We start from the raw sequence: 26,864 nt of genomic DNA, 5'->3' as shown, positions 1-26,864 counted from the left end.
CTCCGGCATGGCGCGGGTTCCGCCCGCTGCGTGTGTCGCGCAAGGTGCGCGAAAGCGGCAGCGTGGTTTCCCTCGTGCTCGAACCGGCGGATGGCCAACCTGTTGCCGCCGCACTCCCCGGGCAGTTCGTGGTGCTGCGGCTCGGGCCGACTTCGGCGCCTGCGCTGATGCGCAGCTATTCGCTGTCAGGCGAGCCCAGCGCCACCCGCTACCGCGTCAGCGTCAAGCGGGAGGCCGATGGCGCTGCCAGCGGCTACATCGACGACGAGCTGCAGGTTGGCGACATCGTGCAGGCAAGTGCCGCCCGCGGCAGTTTCACATTGCGGCCAGGCGATACGCCGGTTGTTCTGATGAGTGCCGGGATCGGAGTGACGCCGGTGCTGGCGATGCTTCATGTTTTGGCGGCCGAAGCATCGACGCGGGAGGTCTGGTGGTTATATGGAACCCGCAATGGCCGCGAACATCCGTTTGCCGAGGAGGCGCGCAGGCTGCTCAAGGCGCTCGCTCACCATCACAGCCATATTTGCTACAGCTCTCCCGACCCTGAGGATCGGCCCGATATAGATTTCGACGCTCGCGGCCACCTGGATGCGCAGGCGCTCAAGTCGCTCAACCTGCCACGCGATTGTGACGTCTATGTCTGCGGACCGTCGAGCTTCATGAGCGATCTGACCGTCGGCCTTGCAGCCTTGGGCATCGCGCCGGATCGCATCCACACCGAGATGTTCGGAGCCGGTCCTGCGATGACCCCCGGCATAGCTGCTTCATCTCGCCGGCCACCACATTTGCCTGCCGGGCTCCCAGGCTCGGGGCCGTTGGTGTCATTTGCCCGCACCGGTCTCAACGTGCGCTGGGAGCCGACATTCCAGAGCTTGCTCGAACTGGCCGAGGCCTGCGATGTGCCTGTGCGATGGTCGTGCCGAACTGGCGTCTGTCACACTTGCGAGACCGGACTTGTGGAGGGAAATGTCGGCTACCGGCCGGAGCCTGTCGATGCTCCGGCGGATGGCAATGTGCTGATTTGCTGCTCAAAACCTGAGGGCGACATCGTGATTGATTTGTAACGCCTGGACGAACGGGGCCGACCGTGACTCTTGCTCACGACGCACGGCGCGGTAATGGCCCGGTGTCGTCACTGCCTTGCAAGCATGGAGGATGCGATGCTGCTCAAGGGCGAACGAACATTCGTGGTGCGGGATATGGGAGGCTTCGTCGCGCACATCAACATGCCAGGGTGGTTGAAGCCCAAGCCGACCGATCATGGCCGAGGCCCTCTCGCCATGGTCGTTGAATCCATCCTCGATCCTGGCCGCCTGATCGCCATGCACGAGCACCGCAACGACGAAATTATTTCCTGGGTGCCCGAAGGCGTCATGCGTCACGACGACAAGGCCGCTGGCCGGTTGGTGATCGACCGTGACCATCTGATGGTGATGAATGCCGGAAAAAGCTTTTGGCATTCCGAAGAGACGCTGGCATCCGATCCGCCTCTGCGGATGCTGCAGATCCTCGTTCGCCCTTATGCGGTCGATCTGGAGCCGAAGATCCAGCACGGGCCGATGCCAGCTGCCGCGGCAAACGTCTGGCGACACCTGGTCGGGCCGGAAGGAGAGGGCGCCCCCTTCTATGTCCGCAGCGCGATCGACGTCTTCGACATGCGGATGGACGCGGGCGTACGGGTGGAATTCCCGCAGAAACAAGGCCGAGACCTCTATTTCTATGTCTTTAGCGGTTCCGTTGTCGTCGATAAGCAGACGTTCGCCGAAGGCGAACAGGGGCTGCATTTATCTGATGACAAGCTCGAAGTAGAGGCGCAGAGTGCAAGCACGTTGGTCGCGTTTCTGCTCGACCCGAACGCATCTATCACCAGGCAGGGGACTGTCGGCGACCACAAGAAGATTCCGCCGGCAATCATCATTCGCGCGTTCCTGCGATGGAGGAAATTTCGCCATATGTGGCGTCGTCATCTTTCGCATCGCCGCTCGAAGACCGAAAAGGCGATATGAATGGAACAAGGATGCCCCGAACGGGTTTCGAACCTTAGCGTTCAATAGGAGGAGCATTTCATGCCTACGGTTGCCGCCACACCCATCACCCCACCAGACCAGCACGTGGTAACAGCGCGCGAAGCCATCGAGCCGCTTTATGAGAAGCTTGAGCTTCAAACGGAATCGCTGGTCCTGTCTGCGGCGCTGGAAGCGGGATGGTCTTCGGATGAGGCAACCGAGGCACTGGCGGCGCTCAGACTGCAGGATGCACTTTCCACCCTTGGACGAACGGCCTGACCAATAAAACTCCGGCAAAGATCGGGTTACGTGGTTAGCACAACACCTTCCGGACCTCAGATAGATTCTGTGAGATGTTATCCCATTTCACTCGATGATTTCTAATCTCAACCACGAACCGCGCCAAGCCTTTTCAAAAGCAGCGGAGGTCACAAGACCCCGATCCTACTTGAAATCTCCGCCGATGCCATGTATATGCATGTGTATATACATAGGAGTCCGACGTGGTCAATCGACGTCAAGAGCCTATTCCCCAGCGGGAGGCCAAGCTTTTCAGAAACAACAAGAGTCAGGCTGTACGAATCCCGGCTGACTTTGAGCTACCCGGTGACCGAGTGATGATCCACCGCGACGGCGATCGGCTCATTATAGAGCCTGTGCACCGGAAGAACCTCCTGGAAGTTCTGGCTGGTTTGGAGCCGCTTGGTCCTGAAGATCAGTTTCCTGATGTCGACGATACCCTGCTTCCTGTGAAGGAAATCGACCTGTGAGCAGGCTTTACATGCTGGACACCAATATCGTCTCGGAGCTTGCTCGAAACCCGATGGGCACAATCACCCGACGCATCGCCGAGGTTGGGCCCGATGCAATTTGCGTCAGCATTATCACGGCGTCGGAGTTGCGCTACGGGTGCGCCAAGAAGGGATCACCGAAACTTCTAGCACAGATCGAAGCCATCCTTGGCAGCATACCGGTGCTTGCGCTGGATCTGCCCGCCGATGCTGAATACGGTGGCATCCGGGCTGAACTGGAGGCTGCTGGCAAGCCTATCGGTCCAAATGACTTATTCATCGCCGCCCACGCCTCTGCCCTCGGAGCAGTTCTGGTGACGGCGAACATGGGCGAGTTCATGCGTATCCGCGCTTTGCAGGTCGAAAACTGGTTGATTTGAAAGGGCGACAGGCCCGATCGGGAGATTCCCGATGGCAACCCTCTGCATCAGTTTCACAATCCGGTCATAGCCAGGTAGGTTAGCGCGAAGATCATTTCGGGTTCTGTCGCAGAGATCGCGAACTGACACGCAAGCGTAAGAAGTATCTACGGAGACTGGCCGTGCGAACCTCATTCGTGTTGGCGCACATCCGGCGAAGCAGTCTCCTGACCTCGACGCCAGAAACTACGGGTAAGCCAATCGATCCCACGAGACTTCTGCCGGCGAGATTTTCCCGGTTGAGATACTCTCGTCCCCGTTCATTTATCTATCCCGAAAGCGGCCATCGTCGTGCCTGCGGCGACGACAGCGAACTTGCTGTCCGGCGAGAATGACAGCCCTATCGGACCCCAACCTGGCTGTTGAAACTTCTGAATGACTTTGCCCGTGTCCATCGAGATCAGTGCGATCGCACTGCTTTTCCCGTCCGGCAGTGAAATCAAACCGTAGCGACCATTCGGGCTGACTGCCGGAGCTGCGCTTTGCGAGAAATTTAATGCGGTACCCGAGAGTGTCCATTTCACCTGGCCGGTTGCAACGTCCCTCAACTCGGCAATTGTTCCGGATTGCGGTGTCGGTGGGGGGCAGGAGGCTCCAAATTCGCAAATTGAACCCGTTGCGCTAAGATTGGCCATGATCAAAACGCTCGAGGCATCGCTTGAAAGTGCGAACGGCGTCAACCAAGTAGTCGATGCGCTCGGAACGACGCGCGGTGATTGCCCCTGGACCCAGAGCAGCCATTTGTCAGGTGCCCAGGCGATCAATACATGCGCTTTGCCGAATGCGTCGATCCGTGATGTGACGGCTTGAATGATTTTTTGATCGGACAGTTCCGGAATGCTGTCCTTTTCGACCGACTGCAGGATCGTTCCGGTGCGTGCATCAACCAAGGCTAGCGTCGGCTTACGATCTCCGAGTTCCGGCTCCCCGAAGATTCCCTTGGTTCCGAACCCGGCAAGCGCCAGCCCCGAACCGCCAATCCAGTAAATCTCATCAAGTGGACCGTTTGGATGAACGAGTTCGGACAATTTTATCTGCGAACCGTCCAGCGCGAACAGATACGGTCGCAGGGTGCCGCGCGCGGAGCCGCTGAGCACCGTGATCTCATGTTTGACCCCGATGACCGCGGACGAGTCATCAAGCCAGGCGAAAGGGTCCGTCCTTGAAAGGAGGTCTCCTGGAAGTCTTTCGGTAGTGGTATTGGCGCGCCCGCCTCGCGTTACATCACCGAGCCAAAAACCCTTCGAGAAACCGAAGGCGGCCACAAAGTGGGCGTTCGGCGAAACGGAGGGTGGAATGATCCTCGGCCAACCCTCTGGGATCGGCAGACAGCGCAGGGTCTTGAACGTCAATGGACCGGTGGGCGTTGGCTCAAGCATCTCGAGGGTGGGACCCCAGTTGTCGCCATAACAGCCTATTCGTTCTGGAGTCGCGATGGCTGCTTCATCGACGCCAAAAGCCGCAATCACGGCACCCATGACGAAAGAAACTACCGACGGTGCATATTTCATCGCTTTCCCTTTATGGAACCTGGCCCGCCTGCTTCGAAACGGAATACGGGCACCAGTAAATATCTAGGGATTTTCTCAAGAGGCACGCGCTCGCTCGTATGGCGGTGCGTTCCGGATTACGATTCAATGGCTAGTCGGTGTGGCTGCTTATCTCAACCATCGTGCCGTCTTTGATCTCGGAGTTATCCAATCCAACTAATAGGAAGCCCTCGGTTGACGACTCCTTCAATGGGCTGGGACGAAGCCGGTCCTTGTAAGCTGCGACTTCACGTATTTCTTTGCCAGGAACATGTAATCTCGCAATAAGCCTACTGCCGTAGGGAGATCGGTCGATCCTTCGACGGCGACCATAGTGCCATTGCGGCCTTCGACCCGAAACGCTTCTAAAATCTTTCGCATTTACCATTCTCCGGGTCGGTTAACGCTCCTCCCGACCGGTCGCCCGTCATCTTGTTGAAACGGCGTCGGAACATTGCTGAGAGGGTCGGATTGGGGACTATGCGGACGGGTTACCGTGGCTGGCGCTTCCCAGAGAGCAGTTCCCAGGCGCGACGTATCTTCTCGAGACTGGAGGAAATCCGCTCCTTTGCGGGAGGAATCAACATGCCGTTGCGGAAATCAGCCAGGGCTTGGGCTTCCACCCTCGTCCGTTCGCTTGCCCCCTCACGGTCGGCGATTGGCTTGCCGGTCTGGCGATCCATGACCGACCACATCCCGTTCTCAAGTGCTTGTATTTCGTAGCGCGGCATACTGAAGCCTTAGAGTGGAAGCGTTCACCTCAGCCTGAAATCCCTTTGAAATCAACTAGACCGGCGCATCGCTTCACACATACTTTAGTGAGATGGTGAACCGCCAGTTACCCGCAGGGCAGGCCCCGAATGAACCTCCATGCGGTCCGCGACGGAGCCAAGGAGGATGTGCTATGTCAGCGGCCGCAGTTTCTTTCTCAGGAGAATGACATGATCAGCCGACGCTCCGCCCTGATAGTCTTTGCAGGCGCTGCGTTGTCGGGCGGCGTATACGCACAGGATCAGGTTACCGACGGCCGGTCTCCGGGGTCGCTTGCCTTCAAGATCACACCGCTGCCCGTTAAGTCGAACGCCGATGACCTCGCTTTGATGGCGTCGTATGGTGAGGGCGACGACGAAACGAAATTCGCCATCGAACTAAAGAGCGAGTCGCATGGCATGTTCCGCCATGTCACAGGCGGGCCGCGCCCCACGCATTTCCTTTCCGAACTGGGCAAAGCCCTGGAAGCGAGCGATCTTCGCCTTTCAGACGCCAAACAGGACACGCTAGCGTTCGATATAGCATTTCTCGGACCACCGACCATCCGCTCCTCGGGAGGCGGTTTCGGCGGCGGTCCTGGAGACTGGTACACCACCAAGATTTTCCTCGGACAAGATCAGGCTGAAGTCTATTTTAACTTCAATCTCGTGTCTGGCGAGGCTGAGTTCAGCATCAAAGACGAGAGCTATGGCAACGATGTCCTCTCCGAACTTTCCAAGGTGATCTGGTAGGCCTGGCTCCACGGCGTTTGCGTAGCGTGTTCCATCTCCCGCCGCTATCGAACACGTCCACGGCAGAGGGGTCGCCTAGTGGCGGCTACGCCGATTCCGCGAACTTTTGAGCAGCCGAGGAAGGAAACACAAAACCAGACCAAGTCTAATCGCCGCCACGACAACCGGATCGATACCAATGGCTCCGCTAGAAGCTTGGAACCACGCGTAATTGATTTGAAATCCCAAGCCGAACTAAAGCGCAATGATACCGCGTACTCGAAGCCCGTTGCCCAATGAAACTCAGCTTGATGGCAAGTTCCGTTAGGAGCGGGGTTGGGCGCAGACTTCGAGCCGCACCCAATAAGGATCATTATCGGCCACCGACGCGATCACAAAAAGCTCAAGGTCAGGATGACCGAGCAGCGCGAAAAGAACTAGGACAACTAAGGAACTCAGCCCGCTGTTGTGATCATTGGCGTAGCGAGTGATTTGGGCCAGCGGTCTGGGCTGGCGTAGGCACAAGGCGATCTAATCGGCTTTTGTGGCACGTACTTTCCCGCAATTTTTGTCGGCGCATTTCCAATCAATTCGGACCAGCCCATCGTTGCGTGATGGTCTGTCTTGCGGCATTTCTATTCATCAACTGACTAAGCAGAGGGTTGGAGGCTACCGTCACATTTCCCGGTTTTTCCGACCCGTGCGATATCAACCCAAGACCAAGCAGACGCCTATAGTTCCATAAGATATCTTACGCCACTTTTACACTTATAAGTTGCGTAACTATGAGCGCGATCCCCGCGGTTGATGTCGACGCGTGGGTTGGTCACATATCGTTTGATGATCGCAGTTCGTAGAGCACGTGACGGCGCAACGGATGCCCTTCGGCCAAATTGGGATGATCGAACTCACCGATCCGGCTCATCCCCAGCCGTCTCATCAAACCCCAGGAATTGCTGTTTGCGGGCACTGTGAAACTGACGATGCGGTCAAGCTTCAGCGCGTTGAACGCAAAGTCGAGAGACCGTTCCGCGGCCTCGCGCGCATATCCGGCGCCGTGGCGAGACGCTGAAAGCCGCCAACCGATTTCGACTGCCGGGGCGAACGGCAAAGCCGGCGAAACATTGTTGAGGCCGCAGAGGCCGATCAACGCGCCGCTTGCCTTCTCCTCCAGCGCCCAGAACCCCCAGCCATGATCCTCGAAGTGAAGGTCGATGCGGTCGAGCATCGCATCCGACTGTTCGTCGGTCAGAGGATTGAGATATCTGACGACGTCGGGTTCGGCATTGATCGCAGCGAAGGGTTTGCGATCATCCTGTCGCCAGGGCCTCAAAATCAGACGTTCGCTTTCGAGCTTCATCGTCCCTCTGCGATAGATCCTACCAGAGCGTCATGTGACGGTTGACGTCCTTATAGAGCAGATAGCGGAACCGGCCCGGGCCGCCCGCGTAACATGCCTGCGGGCAGAAAGAGCGCAGCCACATGAAGTCGCCGGCCTCGACCTCGACCCAATCCTGGTTCAGCCGATAAACCGCCTTGCCCTCCAGCACATAGAGACCATGCTCCATGACATGGGTTTCCATGAAGGGGATCACGGCGCCCGGCTCCAGAGTCACGATATTCACGTGCATGTCGTAGCGGACATCGGCCGGATCGATGAACCGGGTCGTCCCCCAGCGTCCATCGGTGTCCGGCATCGCCGAGATGGCATGATCGTCCTCGTGCGTGAAGATCGCCGGTGGTGGCTCCAGCCCCTCGACCTCCTGAAAGGCCTTTCGAATCCAGTGGAATTTTGCCGCCGTCGAGCCGCCATTTTCCAGGCGCCAGGCCGAACCCGCCGGAAGATAGGCGAACGAACCGGCCCGGAGCGCATGGCTGACGCCGCCGAATTCCACGGCCATCTCGCCTTCGACGACGAACAGAACCGCTTCGGCCCGCTTGTCGGGCTCCGGCCGATCGCTTCCGCCGCCTGGCTGAACTTCCATCACATATTGCGAGAAGGTCTCGGAAAAACCGGAGAGCGGCCTGGAGAGAACCCATGCCCGTGTCCCCGTCCAATGCGGAAGGACGCTGGTGACGATGTCGGTCATGACGCTGCGCGGGATGACCGCATAGGCGGTGGTGAAAACGGCCTTACTGGAAAGCAGTTCGGTTTGCGGCGGCAATCCGCCGAGTTTGGAATAATAATCTCTGTTCATCGGTCCAGGCTTCGCGGCATTTGGCACTGCATCTGCTTTATGCGCGGCTCACCTTCCAGGCAACTCTTAATTCGACCGTGAAAATCGATGCGGAGCCGACCGGCCGCGTTTCCGTCAGAACTCGACTTCCAGCTCGACGATCTCGTCCGGCTCGACCAACGCCCCTTCGGTCCATTCGCCCATCAGCGGCCAGGACAGCACCGTCTCGACATAGGCTGCAAGCCGCGGCTCCAACTCCACCGCATAGGTGCGAAAGCGGGTGCAGACCGGCGCGTACATCGCATCGGCCACGGTCGGCGCGGTCCCGAACAGCCAGGGCCCGCCGCTTGCCTCGAGGCATTCGGTCCAGATCGCCTTGACGCGCTCGACATCGGGCCGCGCGCCCGAGAATATCTTGAAGCTTGCATGCCGCGCCTTGAGGTTCATCGGCAATGCCGAGCGCAGATTGTGGAAACCCGAATGCATCTCACCCGAGACCGACCGGCAGCGGGCGCGCGCCGCGCGCTCGGCGGGCCAGAGCCCGGCAGTGGGCGCCACTTCGTGGAGATATTCCGCGATCGCCAGCGTGTCCCAGACCGTCACGTCGTCATGGGTCAGCCTCGGCACCAGAACCGACGGTGAAAGCAGAAGCAGTTCCTGGCGCGCCTCGTCATCCAGCTCCACAAGGACTTCGGCGAAGTCCAGCCCCGCCATCCGGCACAGCAGCCAGCCGCGCAGAGACCATGAGGAGTAGTTCTTCGAGGAAATCGTCAGTGCCGCCTGCGACATGGGGCTCTATCCTTGTCGGACAATGTTGCTTCTTCCTCGATAATCTTCTCGCATGGCAGGACATATTCCACTAGCATTTTTTGCACCGCCGCATCGATGCGGCAGTGCGGGAGATTTCGGCCATGCTCTATCAGGCCTATCAGTTCCAGGATGATCTCATCGCGCCCCTGCGCGATCTGGCACGGCGCCTGCAGATCTTCTCTGCGACAGCGTTCTGGGAACCTGTCGGCAGTATGGGCCGGCACTTCGCCGCTGCGCTGGAGATGATATCACGCTTCGAGATCACCCACGAACGTCCAGACTTCGCCATCACCTCGGCGATGATCGGCAACCGCATGGCGCCCGTCACCGTCGAGACCGTGCTCGACATGCCCTTCGGCACGCTGCTGCGCTTTGCGGCGGAAACAGACGCGCCGCGACCGCGGGTGCTGGTCGTCGCGCCGCTCTCCGGTCATTTCGCCACACTCCTGCGCGGCACCGTGCAGACCCTGCTGCGCGATCACGACGTCTATATCACCGACTGGGCCAATGCCCGCGACGTGCCGCTGTCGGCAGGGCGTTTCGGCATGGACGATTATGTGGACTATATCATCCGCTTCCTGGAGGAGATCGGTCCGGGTGCTCATATCCTCGCCGTCTGCCAACCCTGCGTACAGGCGCTGGCCGCCGTTGCCGTGATGTCGGAAGAGCGGCATCCCGCCACCCCGCGCACCATGACGCTGATGGCCGGGCCGATCGACCCGCGCGAAAGCCCGACGAAGGTCAACGAGCTTGCGGTGTCGAAGTCGCTCGCCTGGTTCGAGAATTCGTTGATCGCAGCTGTTCCCTGGCGCTATCGGGGCGCCGGACGGCGCGTCTATCCCGGCTTCCTCCAGCTCGTCGCCTTCATGTCGATGAACATGGAGCGCCACCAGGACGCTCATCGCAAGCTTTACGACCATCTGGCCAAGGGCGAGACCGCCGAGGCCGGCAAGATCAAGAATTTCTATGACGAATATTTCGCCGTGCTCGACCTCACCGAGGAATTCTACATCGAGACCATCGAACGCGTCTTCCAGAAAGCGGAACTCGCAACCGGCGACTTGACCCACCATGGCCGCAAGGTCGATCCGGGCCAGATCCGCAACACCGCGCTTTTGACCGTCGAGGGTGGGCGCGACGATATCTGCGCCCTCGGCCAGACCTCGGCCGCGCACGATCTCTGTCGGGCGCTGCGCCCGCATCTGAAGCGCCATCATCTTCAGGCCAATGTCGGACATTACGGCGTCTTCAACGGCCGCCGCTGGGAGGGGGAAATCTACCCCGTCGTGCGCAACATGATCCTGGCGATGGAATAGTGCCCGCCAAATCCGAAATGCGATGGCAAGTCTACCGATCGGCCATCACCAGATGCCCCGGCCCGACCTCCCGATAGGAGGCGTTCGCGGGTTGATAGTCGACCGGGCGCATCGGGCTCTTGATCTCGTCGTTCGCCACCATCCGCTTTTCGTGGCGGCGGTCTGGATCGGGCACGGGCACTGCCGCAATGAGTTTCTTCGTATAGGGATGCTGCGGATTTTCGAAAACCGCGGCCCGTGGGCCGATCTCGACGATCTCGCCGAGATACATCACCGCCACCCGGTGGCTGACGCGTTCGACCACCGCCATGTCGTGCGAGATGAACAGGAAGGCAAGGTTGAGGCTCTGCTGCAGATCCAGCATCAGGTTGATCACCTGCGCCTTGATCGAAACGTCGAGCGCCGAGACGCTTTCATCGGCGACGATGACCTTCGGCTGCAAGGCAAGCGCGCGGGCGATGCAGATGCGCTGGCGCTGGCCGCCGGAAAATTCATGCGGATAACGCGCGGCCATATCCGCCGACAGGCCGACCTTCACCAGCAGGTCGGCGACGACATCTTTTGCCTGTTTTGGAGTGCCCATCCTGTGTTCGAGATAGGGTTCGGCAATCGCTGCGCCGACCGTCATGCGCGGATTGAGGCTGGCAAAGGGATCTTGGAAAATCATCTGCACGGATTTGCGCATCTCGCGCAGATCCTTCCTGTCGAGGCCGAGCACCTCCCTGCCCTCGACCAGAACGGAACCGGCCTGCGGTTCGATGAGGCGCATGATGGCGCGGCCGGTCGTCGATTTGCCGCAACCGGATTCGCCGACGAGCGACAGCGTCTCGCCGGCATGAAGATCGAAGGAGACGTTTTCGACCGCGTGCACGCGGCTGGTCAGCCGGCCGAAGAGACCGGAATGAATGTCGAAGCGCTTGGTGAGGTTCTTCACCTGCAGGACCGGCGTCGCAGCGACGGTATCGGCGGCCTCGGCGGGAATGTCGGATTCACCCGTTGCCGTATTCACCACCGGGAAGCGCAGAGGCCTTTGCCGGCCCTGCATCGAGCCGAGCACCGGCACGGCTGATAGTAACGCCCTGGTATAGGGATGTTTGCCACGGTGGAAGATATCGGCGGTGGCGCCGCTTTCCACCTGTTCGCCGCGATACATCACCACCGTCCTGTCGGCGATCTCGGCAACGACGCCCATATCATGGGTGATGAAGAGAACGGAGGTCCCCTCCTCGTCCTGCAGCATCTTGATGAGATCGAGGATCTGGCCCTGGATGGTCACGTCGAGCGCCGTCGTCGGCTCGTCGGCAATCAATAGCTTCGGTCGGCTGGCGAGCGCCATGGCGATCATCACCCGCTGGCGCATGCCGCCGGAGAAACGATGCGGATATTCGCCGAAGCGCGAAGCGGCCGAGGGGATGCGGACCTTTTCCAGCAGCCTTATCGTCTCGGCTTTGGCATCGGCCCTGCTCATGTCGGAATGGCAGAGCAGTGCTTCGGAAATCTGCTCGCCGATGGTGAAGAGCGGATTGAGCGATGTCATCGGCTCCTGGAAGATCATCGCCACCTCGTTGCCGCGCACCTGCCGCATGGCATTTTCCGGCAATGCCAGCAGGTCGCGTCCGCCGAGCATGACGCGGCCCTCGACACGGCTTGTGTCCGCCTGCAGCAGCCGCATGATCGAGAGAGAGGTGACGCTCTTGCCCGAGCCGGATTCGCCGACGATCGCCACCGTCTCCGCTGGCGCCACCGTGAAGGAAACATCGCGCACGACCGGTTTCCAGACGCCGTCCACCAGGAAGGACGTCGTCAGCCTTTCGACGGAAAGAACGTCGGTCGTCGTCTGGATCGGTTGCATTTGGGCACTGGCCATGTCGGTTCCTTTTGCGACGGGTAAGCGGCGGATCAATCCGGCCAGCGCAGCGCACCGTCGAAGCGGTGCCTGCTGCGGTTCTCGATCGGCGTTGCGATGATCTCGTTGGAGGCGCGCGCCTTGTCGAGTTCCTGCGCCAGGCGCTCCGCGACGATCGTCTCCTCGCCCGGGTGCAGATTGCACGGGTCGAGGTAGAAATAGCGGTGCTCCACCTCGTGATCGCGCACGATGATCGGCGGGCTGCCCTTGGCAAGCGCATCCGCCAGATCCCAGGCGGTGATATGGGCTCGGGATCGACGATCAGGCGCAGCCGATCGAGCGGATTGTTGGTCGGGTCAGGCTCGATCAGCGCAGTGAGGCCAGGGCGGCCGTCGAGCGTGCGCTTCCACAGGTTGAGATAGCTGGTCTCGCGTTCCCGGATGCCGGCATGGTCGCGATTTTCCCAGGCTTCGAGTGCCGCCATGACACCGAAGATGCTCTCCTTGCCGACTTTCATGCCGCGACCGATGCCCATATTCTGCAGGAAGGCGTGGCGCACCAGCTCCTTGCTGCCGGCAACGATGCCCGAAGTCGGGCCGCCGAGGAATTTGTGGCCGGAGTAGAGTGCGATATCGGCCCCCTGCTCCAGGAAGATCCGCAGGTCATATTCCGAGGCCGCATCGACGATGACGGGCACGCCCTTGGCATGGGCGATCTCGACGAATTCCTTGAGGTTCAACAGGCCGTAGTCGACGACATGGTGGGAGACGACATAGACGGCAGCTGCCGTCTTGTCGGTGATGGCATTTTCCATGTGGAAGCGATGCGTCGAGGTCGCCTGCCCCACAAGCACGACCTTGCCGCCGGCAAGCCGGATCGCCTGGTCGACAGGAGCGCCGTAACTGACGACATGGCCCATCTGCACCAGCACTTCGTTCTTCTCCGGCACGACATCCGGCAACCTCTCGATCGCCAGCAGATTGTTGCCGGTGATCGCGCCGGCGACGGCGAGCGAAATGCCGGCCGAGCAAGAGGCGGTGACGAAGCCCGCCTCGCCGCCGGTCAGCCGGGCGATGACGCCACTTGCCTTGCGCTGCAGATCGTTGATCTCGACGAAGTGAGGCAGGATCGATGCCATCGCCTCGATCGCTTCGGGAACGACGATCGATGCGCCGAGGCTGGTCATCGTGCCCGATACATTGATGACAGGGCGCAGGCCGAGCGACGGGCGGATATCAGTGGACATGGAGATCTCCAGGATTCTGGGTCGAAAAACGAAACATGGGGCGGTCGATCAAGTGTGTCGAGCTCCCATCAGCCGTGCAAGGCGACGATCGCCTCGATCTCGACGGTGATGTTGCCGGGCAGCGAGCCGAAGCCGACAGCCGAGCGAGCATGTTCGCCGGCCGGACCGAAGACTGCGATCAGCAGATCCGAGCAGCCGTTGATGACGCTCGGATGATCCTCGAACTCAGGCACGGCATTGACCATGCCGAGCAGTTTCACCACCCGCTTGACCCGGGTGAGATCGCCGAGCGCGTCATGCATGACTGCAAGCAGGTTGATGCCGGTCAGCCGCGCATGACCGTAGGCCTCCTCGACACTGACGCCGGCGCCGACCTTGCCGGCATGCATGAAGCCGTCGGCCTCGCGCGGTCCCTGGCCGGAGAGGTAGAGCATGTTGCCTTCGACTACGTGCGTCACGAAATTGGCGATCGGCGGCGGTGGCGGCGGAAGCGTAATGCCGAGGGCGGCAAGCCGTTCGTAAGGCGAGTTCTCGACCTTGCCGGCGGCGGTAGGAAACTGATTCACGCAAACTCCTGTCATGCGAATTTCGATTGGGCCGACGCTTGGTCGGCAGATTAAAGATCCTTGCGAAGTCTTGGATCGAGCATGTCCCGGAGGCCGTCGCCGACCATCTGCAGCGACAGCACGGAGAGAATAATGGCGACGCCGGGAAACAGCGTCATCCAGTCGGCCTGGCCGATATACTGGCGGCCGGCGGCGATCATCGTTCCCCAGGTCGGGATTTCGGGGCTGACGCCGAGGCCGAGGAAAGACAGGCCGGCTTCGGCAAGCATCGCGCTGGCGAAAAGGAAGGTGGCCTGCACCAGGATCGGCGACAGCAGATTGCGCAGCACATGCCGCGTCATGATATGGAAGGTGGAAATGCCGAGCGCCCTTGCCGCCTCGACATAGGGCAGTTCGCGAATGACCAGTGTCGACGCGCGGACGATGCGGGCAAGGCGCGGCGCATAGACGATCGACAGCGCGATGATGACAGTCGTCAGCGACGGGCCGAGGGCGGCGACGAGCGCGATCGCCAGCAGAATATCCGGAAACGCCATCATCGCGTCGATCAGCCGGGCGATCGGCGTATCGAGCTTCTGGAAGAAGCCGGCAAGCAGGCCAAGCGTCACGCCGATCACGGCCGACAGGGTCACGACCGCAACACCGACGAGCAGCGACAGGCGGCCGGCGAAGATCGTGCGCGAAAAGACGTCGCGGCCGAACTCGTCGGTGCCAAAGAAAAAGGTGCCGCCCGGCGGCTTCAGCCGGTTGGCGATGGAAAGCTTCGACGGCGAATAGGGTGCGACAACAGGCGCGAAGACCGCCAGAAGCACGAAGATCGTCAGGATCAGCAGGCCGCAGGCGACCGTCTTGCGTTTGAGCAGGCGCTTAGCGAATTTGCTGCCCTCGCCCTCGACTGACTTGATTGCGATATCGGCCATCAGTAGCGCACCCTCGGATCGATCAACAGATAAAGCATGTCGATCGCAAAATTGATCAGCACGTAGAGCGCGGCGATGACGAGCAGCGCCCCCTGGATGACCGGATAGTCGCGGCGCAGAACCGCCGAGACGACGAGATTGCCGACGCCCGGCAGGCCGAAGACGGTTTCGGTGACGACGGCGCCCGAAATCAGGACCGCTGCCGTCAGGCCGATCACCGTCAGAATCGGGATCAGCGCATTCTTCAATGCGTGCTTGAGGATCACCCGGCGCTCGATCAACCCCTTGGCGCGGGCCGTGCGGATATAGTCGTCGCCGAGCACATCGAGCATTGAAGCGCGGGTGAAACGCAGGATCAGCGCCGAGGAGACGATGCCGAGCGCAAAGGCGGGCAGCGTCAGGTGATACATCCGCTCGAAGAAGGTCGAGCCGGGACCGCCATAACCTGAGACCGGGAAGAGGTTGAGCCTGACCGCGAAGAACTGCATCAGGATCAGGCCGAGCCAGAAGCTCGGAATGCTGGCGGCAAACATCGCAAGCGTCGTTGCCGCCTGGTCGACGAAGGAGCCGCGCCGATAGGCGGCATAGATGCCGATCGGCAAGGCGATGGTGCTGGCAATCGCAAGCGAAAACAGTGTCAGGAAGAAAGTCGGCTCGGCCCGGTCGAGCAAGGCCGAGGTGACAGGCATATTGAGGAAGATCGACTGGCCGAGATCACCCTTCAGCAGCTGGCCGATGTAATAGACATATTGCAGGCCGAGAGACTGATCGAGGCCGAGCCGGGACCTGAGATCGGCAATATCCTGCGGCGTCGCATCCGGCCCGAGCATGACGGCGGCCGGATCTCCCGGCGTCACGCGCACGATGACGAAGACGATCGTGACGACGAGAAACATCACGACGATCATGCCGAACAGGCGCTGGAGGATGTAGCGTATCATGAATGCCTGGCAAACCTTTGCAGATGCTGCGAAAAAGAAGACCGGTACCGGTCAGGAATGGCCGGTACCGATGGCGACTCTTACTTCTTGATCGACGCATTCCAGAAATACGGCCATGGAGCCGGATCGACGCCTTCGAGCTTGGTCGACTCGGCGGAGACGGCGTTGAAGTCGCCGATCTTCATGAAGGGTGCGTCGGCATAGACGGCCTTCTGGACATCGGCCCAGAGCGCCACACGCTTCTTCGGATCGACTTCCGAGGTGAAGGCATCGACGGCGGCCTTGCGGGCCGGCGTATCCCACCAGCCGGGCGAGCTGGTCGAGAGCGAGCCGATGAGGGCCGGCTCCGGCAGGAACGGGCTATGTGTGATGTAGATATCCCAGAGCTTCGGATCGGTGCGGCGCTGCGTCAGCGTCGCCCAGTCCACAACCTGCATATCGACGGTGAAGCCGGCAAGCTTCAGATATTCGGCGGCGACCTGCGCCATCTTGTAATGGAACTCGTATTGGCGGCTGGTCAGAATGCGGATCGGTTCGCCGTTGTAACCGGCCTTCTTGGCGGCAGCGGCCGCCCCTTCCGGATCGGCGACGTTATAGGCGCCCTCGACGCCAGCATCCGTCGACCAGGCAAAGGTCTTCGGATAGATGGCGCCGTCGAGCGCGTAGAAATCCTTGCTGCCGAAAGCCGCGGCCAGCATGTCTTCCATGCTGAGCGCCTGGCGGATCGCCTTGCGGACCTCGACATTCTTGTTGATGCCATCGGCCGTGTTGAAGACGAAGACCGGATAACCGAAGGGCTTCAGGATGATCGGCTGCGAGGCGGTGGAGGCCTTCAGCTTGTCGTAGGATTCGACCGGAATGGAGTCGACATAATCATACTGGCCGGAAATAGCGGCCTCGACGCGGGTGTTTGGATCGGGCACCGGCACGAAGCGGATCTCATCGAGATATTGATGGCGGGCGCCGCCATAACCATTGCTGTCGCCTTCGCGTGACTTGTAGCCGTCGAAGCGGACGAGCTGGATATACTGGTCGGCCCTGCGCTCCTTCAGCATATAGGGACCGGTGCCGATGAAGTCCTTCATCGGCTCGTCCTGCTTTTCGGACGGGATGATGATCGCCGCCGAATTGTTGAAGGCGAGCAGCGAGGTCAGCGGCGCATAGGGCTGCTTCAGCGTGATGGTGACGGTCGCCGGATCGACCGCGGTGATCTTGTCGATGAAGCCGGCCACCTGCTTGCCGCGCGAGGCGATCTTCATCCAGCGGCCAAGCGAGGCGACGACATCTTCCGAGGTCATGTCGGTATTGTCGTGGAACTTGATGCCGGTCCTGAGCTTGATCGTATAGGTTTTGCCGTCGGCGCTGATCTCAGGCAGGCTTTCGGCCAGAAGCGGCGTGACATTCCAGCTCTTGTCAAAGGTGTAGAGCGTTTCGAAAATGTGCTGAGTGACGATGCCGACCAGATCGGCCGTCGACGACATCGGATCGAGCGTCGGCGGTTCGCCGATCGTCGCGACGTTGATGACACCACCCTTTTCCTGGGCAAGGAGCGTCGAAGGCAGGGCGACGAGCGCGGTGCCGAGAAGGAATGCGACCAATGTTTTCATGTGATGGCTCCCGATTTAGTTCCACAATTATGTAATTCATCTTTTTGTAACAGAATAGGAGATGGATCGATCCTGTCAAGCACGGGCGACGGATTATGCTCGCGGCGGATACCGGGACGCCGGAAAACACACAATCTTCGGCTGCGCCCGCCTGCACCAAGACCGCGCATTATGCCAAGGTGGGTCAATCGCCCTGCAGTGAGCCTTCAACGGAACGGGAGAACAGGATGAGCATCGATTTCAACGACGGAAAATGGCTGAACGAGCCGGCACACTGGCTGGCGAACGAAACCGGCCTTACCCTGACGACCGATGAAAAAACCGATTTCTGGCGGGAGACCCATTACGGCTTCACCCGCGACAGCGGCCATTTCCTCGCCTTTCCCACGGCCGATGGCTTCACCGCTCAAATCCGCGTCCAGGGCGAATTCCGCACGCTCTACGACCAGGCCGGCCTGATGGTGCGCATTGACGAGAAACGCTGGGTGAAAACAGGCGTCGAATTCACCGACGGCGAAGCCTTCCTCAGCACCGTCGTCACCGATGGCAGTTCCGACTGGTCCGTGGCGCAGCCCTTCAAGGAATTGGAGGATTTCCGCATCCGCGTCACCGTCGCCAACGGCGCAATGCGCATCCAGGCTTCCCGCGACGGCAGCCGCTGGCCGCTGCTGCGGTTAGCGCCCTTCCCCGCCGCCGCGCACTACGAGGTTGGGCCGGCCGCCTGCACGCCGGAGCGCAGCGGACTGAGGGTGCGCTTTTCAGAGTTTTCGATTGGGGCGGCGATTACGACGGAGTTGCATGACTTGAGTTAGGGGGTTCCGGAATGCGCTCAGGTCGCATTTAGAAGCCCCAACAATATAACCCGACGACGCAAAACTACAAATCATGAGTCTCTGCTCGATAACTCTTCTCAATTCGCTCAACCAGCAAGGGTGCGCTGATGATACCGAGGACCGGATATCTCTTTTCCTCATCAGAAAGGCCTCGAGTCAGCATCACTTCCGTTTCGCCATTCCACAACCACCAAGGCCCCCGCCGCCCGTCCCTATCCCGGGCACTGGTCCGAAAGGTGGGAAAGACGGAATTTGCATCGGTGACGCTACTGTTTCCGACATTTGCCACTAGGCCTTCGCCAACTGCTTTTTGGACGGGGAAAAAGGCAGAAAATAACACGGGAGAGGTGACCACTTCGCCGAAATTATTGGGCCTGTCGCTGTGAAAACCATCAAACACGCGAAGCAGGTATCCGTAGCGAAAATGCTGATGAGTCACTTGGGCGTAGCAAACGCCTCTCGACGTTAGAATCTGAATTAGGTTACCAATCTTTATGCGCTTAGCCATATCCAGACCCAGAATACTTCCTCTCGTCGTGAGGCATTTCGTTGGAAAAATGAGGATTTGTCATCAAGCTCATCAACTCGGGTGCGGCAACCGCTTCAGCGCTTTAGCACTCCATGCACCAGGTAGGCACACGCAGTATGAGCATCAAGATCTGGGGTACTTGAGAAACGCCCAGGTATCTGCTTTTAGATTCATCTCATTTGCCAGCGCCTGAATGTTCGCCAGTTCCTCCGGAGCCAGCACCACATCATACTCGCGCAACTGCGTGCATAGATTTTCCAACGCAACCACACACTCATTATGCTCCGCAAGGGATATGTACTCGCGAATATCTTCCCCCGCTAACCGCCCGTTAAAATCACTGATCAAATCAATTAGTCGCTTCTCGATTTCCATCCATCCGCACCTCAAGAGTGTGGGTAACGAAGCGGCGCCATAGCAATATCCGGTTACCTATCACTGAACCTTCACCTACCGGGCTTAGAGTCTCGGCGAATTGAATAGCCGGCGATCCCCGCTGTCAAACCCCTCGCTTCGAAAATCACTGCCATCCTCACTGCCCACCTTGGCAAGGCTGCAGAGCTACGAACATTGCTTGTGGGTATGGCACCGCTTTGCCGAGCTGAGCCCGACAATCTGCGCTGGGATGTCTCGAAGTGATCTAACATTTGTTCAAGATAGGGCGTCCTTTCGCGGCCCTACCGCAAGAACAAGATCAAATGACTGCGAGTGCAGCGCAGCACACTTGACAAAGATAAGCTGCCTGTATTTTACTCAAGCCTGCGGAATAGGCAAACGGCCTGCCGCATTGACATGACTCCGATAGTCTCTGGGCAGTTTCGCCCCATGACGCCTCATCGCTCGATGGGACCAGCGTCGTGGGGTTTTTGATGTGGTCACTTCATGAATGACGCGCTGAAAATCGGCATCCTCTTTTCGACCACCGGACCCTACGGCTCGATGGGCCGCGACGCGCGCGACGGTGCCGATTTCGCGATGGCCGAATATGCCGGCGTCGACGGGCTGGCGATCGAGCCCGTCTTCTTCGACCCGCATGCCGATCTTGCCGCCTATCTCGACGGTGCGCGCCATCTTCTGCGCACCGGCTGTCGCCATATCGTCGGCACGATTACCTCGGCGGCACGCAAGGAGGTCATCCCGCTCGTCGAGAAACATGACGGCCTGCTCTGGTATATGTGCCCCTATGAAGGCTTCGAAGCCAACGAGAACGTCATCTATGTCGGCGGCTGCCCGAACCAGCATCTGCTGCCGCTGTTCGAGCACCTGATCCCGCGTTACGGCGCAAGGCCCTATCTCGTCGGCGCCAACTATGTCTGGGGCTGGGAAATGAACCGGCTCGCCCGCGAACTCATTACCAATGCCGGCGGCGAGGTGCTTGGCGAACGCTATCTTCCGCTTGAGGAAACCGCCGTCGAGCGCATCGTCGCCGAGATCGCGCAACGCCGCCCGAGCTTCATCCTCAACAATCTGATCGGCCCCTCAAGCTACGCTTTCCTGGAGGCGATCAAGGCCCTCGGTGATCGCGACCCGGCCTTCCGCGCGGAAAACTGCCCGGTCGTGAGCTGCGACCTGATGGAATGCGAGCTCGACGATATCGCCGCCGGTGCCGCCGCCGGCCAGCTTTGCGCCGCTTCCTATTTCGACAGTATCGCGACCCCCGAGAATGCCGCCTTCAAGGCCCGTGTCACCGAGCATCACGGCGCGGAGCGGCGTGTCTCCAGCGTCTTTGCCAGCGCCTATACCACCGTCCGGCTCTGCGTCGACGCGATCGTCGCTGCCGGCGGTGACGAGCCCGACGCCGTCCGGCGCGAGCTCTACAATAGATCCTGGCCGACGCTGTTCGGCGCGCTTTCGATCGACCGCGAGACCAATCATGCCGCCCTGCCCTTCCATCTCGGCCGGATCAACGCCGACAACGGCTTCGATGTCGTCGCCTCGCGGCCGCCGCTCGCCGCCGACCCCTACTTGACCGGCCGCAACCGACAGGCCTTGCCGCGGCTGAGGGTGGTGTCATGAGAGAGACACCCAATTTTACCGGCTGGCAGGCGATGGTCCTGCATCGCGAGGACGGCAACACCGAAAAGCTGATCCGCCAGCTTCGCCTACTCGGCATCCATGCAATGCTGCAATGGGCGCCGCTTTCGGCCGCGGCACTGCCTGATCTCGTCATCGTCGATGCCGACCAGGGCTGGGACGATCTGCTGCCCTGGAACGGCGAAACGCCTGCCTGCCCCGTCGTCGCCCTGCTTGGTTCGGAAGCGCCCGGCCGCATCGCCTGGGCGCTCGCACAGGGTGCCGGCGCGATCATCGCCAAGCCGATTGCCACATCGGCCGTCTATCCGGCGCTTGTCATGGCCGTCTCCATTCATCAGGAGCGCAAGGCGACTGCGGAAAAGCTGCAATATCTCGAGGAGCGCGTCCGGCTGCGACCGCTCGTGCACGCCGCCGTCGAAAAGCTTCAGGCCGCACGCGGCATCGACGAGGAGAGCGCTTACGCAATCCTACGCAACTGTGCCATGCGCCGCCGCCTGCCGATGGAGCAGATAGCGGCCTTCATCCTGGCGGGTGCCGAACCTCTGCCGGAGGCGGGCTGATGCATGTGCTGAAACAGATGATCCGCCAGCCGACGGCCCTCTTCGGCCTGATCGTCGTTACACTCGTCATCGGGCTCGCCATTGCAGCGCCGTGGATCGCGCCGTTCAGCCCCGACGAACAGATGTTTGACGGCCTCTCGCTCGAAGGCGCGCCGCTGCCGCCGGGCGGTCCCTATCTCCTCGGCACCGACACGCTCGGCCGCGACCTCTTCTCCCGCCTGCTCTTCGGCGCCCGCACCTCGCTGATCATCGGCCTTGTCGCCAATGGCATCGCGGTGGCGATCGGCCTCTTCGTCGGCATCGTTGCCGGTTATCTTCGCGGGCTGCCGGGCAACATCCTGATGCGCTTCACCGATCTGATGATGGCCTTTCCGGCGCTGCTGCTCGCCATCGTGCTGGCAGCCCTTTTGAAGCCGAGCCTCTGGATCGTCGCCATGGTGATCGCGCTCGTCAACTGGGTGCAGGTCGCCCGCATCGTCTATACCGAGACGCGCGGCCTGGTGGAGCGCGACTTCATCATGGCCGAACGCTCGCTCGGCGCCGGCCACATGCGTGTGCTCTTCATGCATATCCTGCCGCATCTCGTGCCGACGGCAATCGTCTGGGGAACGCTCGGCATCGCCACCACCGTGCTGCTCGAAGCGACACTTTCCTTCCTCGGCGTCGGCGTCCAGCCGCCGCAGCCCTCCTGGGGCAACATCATCTTCGAGAGCCAAAGCTATTTCCAGGCCGCCCCCTGGCTGGTCTTCATTCCCGGCGCGATCATCCTTCTGACGGCGCTTTCCTTCAATCTGGTGGGCGACGCGCTGCGCGACATTCTCGACCCGACCCAGCGCGGGAGGGGCTGATGGGTCTCCTGATGCTCCGCCGGCTGCTGCAAGCGGCTCTCATTCTGCTCGGCGTCGCGGCAATCACCTTCGTGCTGCTCTACGCTCTTCCGGCCGACCCGGCTCGCATGATCGCCGGCCGCAGCGCTACGGCCCAGACGGTCGCCAACATCCGCCATGAGCTCGGCCTCGACCAGCCGCTGCTGGTCCAGTTCGGCACCTATCTCGGCAATCTGCTGCACGGCAATCTCGGCCGCTCCTATGCGCAGAAGACCGATGTCTGGACGCTGATTGCCGCCCGCCTGCCGGCGACGCTGACACTGATGCTTGCCGGCATCGTCGTCGAGGTGGTGCTCGGCCTGACGCTCGGCACCATCGCCGCGGTGCGCCGCGGCGGCTTCGTCGACCGGCTGGTGATGATGGCCTCCTTTGTCGGTACCTCGGCGCCGCAGTTTCTCGTCGCCCTGCTGCTGCTCTACCTCTTAGCGGCAACGCTCGGCTGGTTTCCGATGAGCGGCTACGGCAGCTTCTCGCACCTCGTCCTGCCGGCCGTCACACTCGGCATCTGCGGCGCCGGCTGGTACGCCCGCATGGTGCGCTCGTCGATGATCGACGTGCTGAACCAGGATTATGTCCGCACGGCGCGCGCCAAGGGCCTTTCCTCGAAGCGCGTCATCCTGCGCCATGCACTGCCCAACGCGGTGCTGCCCATCATCGCCATGATCGGCATCGATATCGGCCAGTTCATGGGCGGCGTGGTCGTGGTCGAAGCGGTCTACGGCTGGCCCGGCATCGGCCAGCTCGCCTGGCAGGCGATCCAGCAGGTCGACATCCCGATCATCATGGGCGTCACGCTGACGTCGGCGCTCGCCATCATCATCGGCAATCTGCTTGCCGACCTCGTCGCGCCGGTCATCGATCCGCGCATCCGCACACGCTGACAGCAACCAAAGAAGGGGAACCAAGATGTTCAAACGCTGGCTGCAACAGACGACCATGGCAACGATGGTGGCGCTCGCCCCATTGTCCGTCATGGCCGAGGAAACGCCCAAGCAGGGCGGCGATATCGTCGTCACCTACAAGGACGACATCACCACGCTCGACCCGGCGATCGGCTACGACTGGGTCAACTGGTCGATGATCAAGAGCCTCTATTCCCGCCTGATGGATTATGCGCCCGGCACGCCGAACCCGGTTCCCTCGCTTGCCGAAAGCTTCACCGTTTCGCCCGATGGCTTGACCTATACCTTCAAGCTGCACAAGGGCGTGAAGTTCTCGAACGGCCGCGAGGTCGTCGCCTCCGACGTGAAATATTCGATCGAACGCGCCGTCGACCCGAAGACGCAAGGCCCCGGCGCCGGCTTCTTCGGCGCCATCAAGGGCTTCGAGGAAGAAACCGGCGGCAAGACGACGACGCTCTCCGGCATCGAGACGCCGGATGATAGCACCGTCATCTTCAACCTCTCGCGCCCCGACGCCACCTTCCTGCACGTGCTTGCGATCAACTTCGCCTCGGTCGTGCCGAAGGAAGCCGTCGAGGCGGCCGCCGGCGACTTCGGCAAGAAGCCGGTCGGCTCCGGCACCTTCATCCTGAAGGATTGGACGATCGGCCAGCAGCTCGTTTTCGAACGCAACAAGGATTATTTCGTCAAGGGCGTTCCCTATATCGACAGCTTCAAGGTCGAAGTCGGCCAGGAGCCGCTGGTGGCGCTCTTGCGCCTGCAGAAGGGCGAGGTTGATATTGCCGGCGATGGCATTCCGCCGGCCAAGTTCCTCGAAATCAAGAATTCGGCCGACGGCGCGCAGATGATCGTCGACGGCGAACAGCTGCACACCGGCTACATCACGCTGAATACCAAGGTGAAGCCCTTCGACAACGTCAAGGTTCGCCAGGCGCTGAACATGGCGATCAACAAGGACCGCATCACCCGCATCCTCAACGGTCGCGCAACGCCTGCCAACCAGCCGCTGCCGCCGCTGATGCCGGGCTACGACAAGTCCTTCACCGGCTATGCCTATGACGTGGCGAAAGCCAAGGCGCTGCTGGCCGAAGCCGGCTATCCCGATGGCTTCGAGACCGTGCTCTACTCCACCAACACCGATCCGCAGCCGCGTATCGCCCAGGCGATCCAGCAGGATCTGGCCGCCGTTGGCGTCAAGGCCGAAGTCCGGGCGCTGGCCCAGGCCAACGTCATCTCGGCCGGCGGCACCGAAGGCGAAGCGCCGATGATCTGGTCGGGCGGCATGGCCTGGATCGCCGACTTCCCGGATCCGTCCAACTTCTACGGCCCGATCCTCGGCTGCGCCGGCGCGGTTCCGGGCGGCTGGAACTGGTCATGGTACTGCAATGCCGATCTCGACAAGCGCGCCGTTGCCGCCGACTCCATGTCCGATCCGGCAAAGGCGACCGAGCGCACCGCCGCCTGGGGCAAGATCTTTACCGACATCATGGCCGATGCGCCGTGGATCCCTGTCATCAACGAACGCCGCGTCGTCGCCAAGTCGCTGCGCATGGGCGGCGCTGACAACATCTACATCGATCCGACCCGCGTCATCAATTACGATGCGATCTACGTCAAGCAATAGACCCAAGGATCAAGCCTTCCCGGCGCTAGCCGGGAAGGCCATAATTTCAGGGAGACATGACATGTGCATCGCCTGCACCCACACCATTCACCGCGCCCAGCATAATTTCGGCTGGAACAAGGATTTCGCCCCCGCCGTCGTCGCCAAGCCCGGCGAGACGATCCACTTCGAATGCATGGATTCATCGGGTGGCCAGCTCGGAAGCGACGCGAGCCTGGAAACGCTGAACGCACTCGATTTCGGCAAGATCAATCCCGTCTCCGGCCCGGTCTATATCGAAGGCGCCGAGCCCGGCGACGCACTGAAGGTGACGCTGCGGAAATTCATTCCGTCGGGCGTCGGCTGGACGGCCAATATCCCAGGCTTCGGCCTGCTTGCCGACCAGTTCACGGATCCGGCGCTGCATGTCTGGTCCTATGACGCCAACAGCATGGTGCCTGCCCTTTACGGCCCGGGCGGCCGCGTGCCGCTGAAGCCCTTTGCCGGCACGATCGGCGTCGCACCCGCCGAGCCCGGCACCCATTCCGTCGTTCCCCCACGTCGCGTCGGCGGCAACATGGACATCCGCGACCTGACGGCCGGCGTGACGCTCTATCTGCCCGTCGAGGTCGACGGCGCGCTGTTTTCGATCGGCGATACCCATGCCGCCCAGGGCGATGGCGAAGTCTGCGGCACGGCGATCGAAAGCCAGATGAACGTCGAAGCGACGATCGAGCTCGTCAAGGATGCCAAGCTGCAGACGCCGCGCTTCACCACAACCGAACCGGTGACCCGCCATCTCGACGGCGCCGGCTACGAAGTCACGACAGGCATCGGCCCTGATCTGATGACCGGGGCGCGCGAAAGCGTCATGCGCATGATCGATCTTCTCGGCGCCGAACACGGCATGAGCGCCATCGATGCCTATCTGCTCTGCTCGGTCTGCGGCGATCTCCGGATCAGCGAGATCGTCGACCAGCCGAACTGGGTGGTTTCCTTCTACTTCCCGAGGATCGTGTTCGCGTGAACGAAGCCATGCCCGCCGCAGCACCGGTGCTCAGCCTTCGCAATCTGAGCGTCGATGCCCGCACACCCGAAGGCCGCAAGCCGGTGCTCCAGGATGTCAGCTTCGAGCTTGCAAGCGGCGAAACGCTCTGCATCGCCGGCGAATCCGGCTCCGGCAAGTCGGTCACCTCGCTGTCGATCATGGGGCTGTTGCCGAAGGCCTCGCTGCGGGTCGCCTCCGGCAGCGTGCTGCTTGGCGAGCGCGACCTGCTCACGCTTTCCGACCGGGCAATGCGCAGCGTGCGCGGCGGCGATATCGCCATGGTGTTCCAGGAGCCGATGACCTCGCTCAACCCGGTCATGTCGGTCGGCAACCAGCTGACCGAGGCCATCCGCGCGCACCAGGGCAGCGAGAATGCCGAGGCGGTGGCGCTGAAGATGCTCGACGCCGTGCAGATCACCGAGCCGGCCCGGCGACTGAAGCAATATCCGCACGAGCTTTCCGGCGGCATGCGCCAGCGGGTGATGATCGCGATGGCGCTCTCCTGCCGGCCGAAGGTGCTGATCGCCGATGAGCCGACGACGGCACTCGACGTCACCGTGCAGGCGCAGATCCTCCGGCTGATGCGCGAGTTGAAGCGCGAATTCGGCGCCTCGATCATCCTGATCACCCACGACATGGGCGTCGTCGCCGAAATGGCCGATCGCGTCGTCATCATGCAGAATGGCAGGATCGTCGAGCAGGGAACGGCGCTCGCTGTCTTCCAGCGGCCGAAGGAGGCCTATACGCAGCAATTGCTGGCCGCCGTCCCGCGGCTCGGCGCGCTTGCCGGCACCGACCGTCCGCCGCGCATCA

General features: G+C 61.1%; 28 protein-coding genes and 2 pseudogenes. 16 read left to right on the top strand and 14 right to left on the bottom strand.

What is annotated here, in order from left to right:
- The 5 genes from MOV76_RS27275 to MOV76_RS27255 form a co-directional block, all read left to right on the top strand.
- The coding region (locus MOV76_RS27275; RefSeq protein WP_247265696.1) for a 2Fe-2S iron-sulfur cluster-binding protein at positions 1 to 1,064 on the top strand (1,064 nt) is incomplete at its 5' end.
- Between the two features lie 96 nt (positions 1,065 to 1,160).
- On the top strand, positions 1,161 to 2,006 hold the full coding sequence (locus MOV76_RS27270) for a pirin family protein (protein ID WP_247265695.1): 846 nt from the start codon (positions 1,161 to 1,163) through the stop codon (positions 2,004 to 2,006).
- A 60-nt stretch (positions 2,007 to 2,066) separates the two neighbouring features.
- Entirely contained in the window at positions 2,067 to 2,285 is a 219-nt protein-coding gene (locus MOV76_RS27265; RefSeq protein ID WP_003547964.1) for a hypothetical protein, read from the top strand.
- A 224-nt stretch (positions 2,286 to 2,509) separates the two neighbouring features.
- Positions 2,510 to 2,776, top strand: a complete 267-nt coding sequence (locus MOV76_RS27260; RefSeq protein ID WP_065277717.1) for an antitoxin — start codon at positions 2,510 to 2,512, stop codon at positions 2,774 to 2,776.
- Complete coding sequence (locus MOV76_RS27255; protein ID WP_130748329.1) at positions 2,773 to 3,177, top strand: type II toxin-antitoxin system VapC family toxin; 405 nt, start codon at positions 2,773 to 2,775, stop codon at positions 3,175 to 3,177. Before MOV76_RS27260 ends, MOV76_RS27255 begins: the two co-directional genes overlap by 4 nt.
- A gap of 299 nt (positions 3,178 to 3,476) precedes the next feature.
- Here MOV76_RS27255 and MOV76_RS27250 read toward each other — a convergent pair whose 3' ends face one another.
- The 3 genes from MOV76_RS27250 to MOV76_RS27240 all read right to left on the bottom strand — a co-directional run bounded on the left by MOV76_RS27250 (position 3,477) and on the right by MOV76_RS27240 (position 5,476).
- Positions 3,477 to 4,727 carry a hypothetical protein gene (locus MOV76_RS27250; protein WP_247265694.1) on the bottom strand — a complete coding sequence of 417 codons (1,251 nt, stop codon included), beginning with the start codon at positions 4,725 to 4,727 and terminating at the stop codon, positions 3,477 to 3,479.
- A gap of 225 nt (positions 4,728 to 4,952) precedes the next feature.
- Positions 4,953 to 5,126, bottom strand: a complete 174-nt coding sequence (locus tag MOV76_RS27245) for a hypothetical protein (RefSeq protein ID WP_247265693.1) — start codon at positions 5,124 to 5,126, stop codon at positions 4,953 to 4,955.
- A gap of 110 nt (positions 5,127 to 5,236) precedes the next feature.
- Entirely contained in the window at positions 5,237 to 5,476 is a 240-nt protein-coding gene (locus MOV76_RS27240; protein ID WP_247265692.1) for a hypothetical protein, read from the bottom strand.
- A gap of 210 nt (positions 5,477 to 5,686) precedes the next feature.
- Between MOV76_RS27240 and MOV76_RS27235 the strand changes: the two genes are divergently transcribed.
- Complete coding sequence (locus tag MOV76_RS27235; RefSeq protein ID WP_065277786.1) at positions 5,687 to 6,247, top strand: hypothetical protein; 561 nt, start codon at positions 5,687 to 5,689, stop codon at positions 6,245 to 6,247.
- Positions 6,248 to 7,052: 805 nt separating this feature from the next.
- On the opposite strand, the gene MOV76_RS27230 is transcribed toward MOV76_RS27235, so the two are convergent.
- From MOV76_RS27230 to MOV76_RS27220, 3 genes are all read right to left on the bottom strand, one after another.
- A complete protein-coding gene (locus tag MOV76_RS27230) occupies positions 7,053 to 7,586 on the bottom strand; it encodes a GNAT family N-acetyltransferase (RefSeq protein ID WP_193444116.1) in 534 nt (177 codons plus the stop codon).
- 19 nt (positions 7,587 to 7,605) lie between these two features.
- Complete coding sequence (locus tag MOV76_RS27225) at positions 7,606 to 8,424, bottom strand: bifunctional allantoicase/(S)-ureidoglycine aminohydrolase (protein WP_247265691.1); 819 nt, start codon at positions 8,422 to 8,424, stop codon at positions 7,606 to 7,608.
- A gap of 114 nt (positions 8,425 to 8,538) precedes the next feature.
- A complete protein-coding gene (locus MOV76_RS27220; RefSeq protein WP_018246594.1) occupies positions 8,539 to 9,192 on the bottom strand; it encodes a glutathione S-transferase in 654 nt (217 codons plus the stop codon).
- A gap of 122 nt (positions 9,193 to 9,314) precedes the next feature.
- On the opposite strand from MOV76_RS27220, the gene MOV76_RS27215 reads away from it, so the two are divergent.
- Positions 9,315 to 10,529 (top strand): polyhydroxyalkanoate depolymerase, encoded by a 1,215-nt coding sequence (locus tag MOV76_RS27215; RefSeq protein WP_018448597.1) that lies wholly within the window; start codon positions 9,315 to 9,317, stop codon positions 10,527 to 10,529.
- A 31-nt stretch (positions 10,530 to 10,560) separates the two neighbouring features.
- Here MOV76_RS27215 and MOV76_RS27210 read toward each other — a convergent pair whose 3' ends face one another.
- The 6 genes and pseudogenes from MOV76_RS27210 to MOV76_RS27185 all read right to left on the bottom strand — a co-directional run bounded on the left by MOV76_RS27210 (position 10,561) and on the right by MOV76_RS27185 (position 17,655).
- Positions 10,561 to 12,396, bottom strand: coding sequence for an ABC transporter ATP-binding protein (locus tag MOV76_RS27210; RefSeq protein WP_247265690.1), 1,836 nt, complete (start codon positions 12,394 to 12,396; stop codon positions 10,561 to 10,563).
- A 32-nt stretch (positions 12,397 to 12,428) separates the two neighbouring features.
- Positions 12,429 to 13,621, bottom strand: a pseudogene (locus MOV76_RS27205) (aminotransferase class V-fold PLP-dependent enzyme).
- A gap of 68 nt (positions 13,622 to 13,689) precedes the next feature.
- Entirely contained in the window at positions 13,690 to 14,202 is a 513-nt protein-coding gene (locus MOV76_RS27200) for a RidA family protein (RefSeq protein ID WP_131605525.1), read from the bottom strand.
- A 35-nt stretch (positions 14,203 to 14,237) separates the two neighbouring features.
- Positions 14,238 to 15,107 (bottom strand): ABC transporter permease, encoded by an 870-nt coding sequence (locus MOV76_RS27195; RefSeq protein WP_247265689.1) that lies wholly within the window; start codon positions 15,105 to 15,107, stop codon positions 14,238 to 14,240.
- Positions 15,107 to 16,048, bottom strand: coding sequence for an ABC transporter permease (locus MOV76_RS27190; protein ID WP_165505469.1), 942 nt, complete (start codon positions 16,046 to 16,048; stop codon positions 15,107 to 15,109). Before MOV76_RS27190 ends, MOV76_RS27195 begins: the two co-directional genes overlap by 1 nt.
- An 80-nt stretch (positions 16,049 to 16,128) precedes the next feature.
- Positions 16,129 to 17,655, bottom strand: a complete 1,527-nt coding sequence (locus MOV76_RS27185) for an ABC transporter substrate-binding protein (RefSeq protein ID WP_131605523.1) — start codon at positions 17,653 to 17,655, stop codon at positions 16,129 to 16,131.
- A gap of 227 nt (positions 17,656 to 17,882) precedes the next feature.
- Between MOV76_RS27185 and MOV76_RS27180 the strand changes: the two genes are divergently transcribed.
- The gene (locus tag MOV76_RS27180) at positions 17,883 to 18,467 is read left to right on the top strand and encodes a DUF1349 domain-containing protein (protein WP_131646952.1); all 585 of its coding nucleotides are present in this window, start codon (positions 17,883 to 17,885) and stop codon (positions 18,465 to 18,467) included.
- Positions 18,468 to 18,531: 64 nt separating this feature from the next.
- On the opposite strand, the gene MOV76_RS27175 is transcribed toward MOV76_RS27180, so the two are convergent.
- Positions 18,532 to 18,996 (bottom strand): hypothetical protein, encoded by a 465-nt coding sequence (locus MOV76_RS27175; RefSeq protein ID WP_131605521.1) that lies wholly within the window; start codon positions 18,994 to 18,996, stop codon positions 18,532 to 18,534.
- A 144-nt stretch (positions 18,997 to 19,140) separates the two neighbouring features.
- Positions 19,141 to 19,392 carry a MafI family immunity protein gene (locus MOV76_RS27170; protein ID WP_131609730.1) on the bottom strand — a complete coding sequence of 84 codons (252 nt, stop codon included), beginning with the start codon at positions 19,390 to 19,392 and terminating at the stop codon, positions 19,141 to 19,143.
- A gap of 114 nt (positions 19,393 to 19,506) precedes the next feature.
- Between MOV76_RS27170 and MOV76_RS40380 the strand changes: the two are divergent.
- The 8 genes and pseudogenes from MOV76_RS40380 to MOV76_RS27135 form a co-directional block, all read left to right on the top strand.
- Positions 19,507 to 19,647: pseudogene (locus MOV76_RS40380) on the top strand (putative quinol monooxygenase); the annotation flags it as partial.
- A gap of 252 nt (positions 19,648 to 19,899) precedes the next feature.
- A complete protein-coding gene (locus tag MOV76_RS27165) occupies positions 19,900 to 21,033 on the top strand; it encodes a transporter substrate-binding protein (RefSeq protein ID WP_247265688.1) in 1,134 nt (377 codons plus the stop codon).
- Positions 21,030 to 21,611 (top strand): ANTAR domain-containing response regulator, encoded by a 582-nt coding sequence (locus MOV76_RS27160; protein ID WP_247265687.1) that lies wholly within the window; start codon positions 21,030 to 21,032, stop codon positions 21,609 to 21,611. Before MOV76_RS27165 ends, MOV76_RS27160 begins: the two co-directional genes overlap by 4 nt.
- Complete coding sequence (locus MOV76_RS27155; RefSeq protein ID WP_017996436.1) at positions 21,611 to 22,459, top strand: ABC transporter permease; 849 nt, start codon at positions 21,611 to 21,613, stop codon at positions 22,457 to 22,459. Before MOV76_RS27160 ends, MOV76_RS27155 begins: the two co-directional genes overlap by 1 nt.
- Positions 22,459 to 23,379 carry an ABC transporter permease gene (locus MOV76_RS27150; RefSeq protein WP_247265686.1) on the top strand — a complete coding sequence of 307 codons (921 nt, stop codon included), beginning with the start codon at positions 22,459 to 22,461 and terminating at the stop codon, positions 23,377 to 23,379. The genes MOV76_RS27155 and MOV76_RS27150 overlap by 1 nt, the downstream gene beginning before the upstream one ends.
- Before the next feature lie 25 nt (positions 23,380 to 23,404).
- Positions 23,405 to 25,024 carry an ABC transporter substrate-binding protein gene (locus MOV76_RS27145; protein ID WP_247265685.1) on the top strand — a complete coding sequence of 540 codons (1,620 nt, stop codon included), beginning with the start codon at positions 23,405 to 23,407 and terminating at the stop codon, positions 25,022 to 25,024.
- Positions 25,025 to 25,085: 61 nt separating this feature from the next.
- Positions 25,086 to 26,030, top strand: coding sequence for an acetamidase/formamidase family protein (locus MOV76_RS27140; protein ID WP_247265684.1), 945 nt, complete (start codon positions 25,086 to 25,088; stop codon positions 26,028 to 26,030).
- On the top strand, positions 26,027 to 26,864 hold an 838-nt coding region (locus MOV76_RS27135), incomplete at its 3' end, for an ABC transporter ATP-binding protein (RefSeq protein ID WP_247265683.1). The genes MOV76_RS27140 and MOV76_RS27135, both read left to right, overlap by 4 nt.

Source organism: Rhizobium sp. PRIMUS64 (genome assembly GCF_023006465.1).
In the GTDB taxonomy this organism is placed as follows: Bacteria; Pseudomonadota; Alphaproteobacteria; order Rhizobiales; family Rhizobiaceae; genus Rhizobium; species Rhizobium leguminosarum.
The sequence above is the reverse complement of the archived record's forward strand: the minus strand, read 5'-3'. Positions and strand labels throughout refer to the sequence as shown.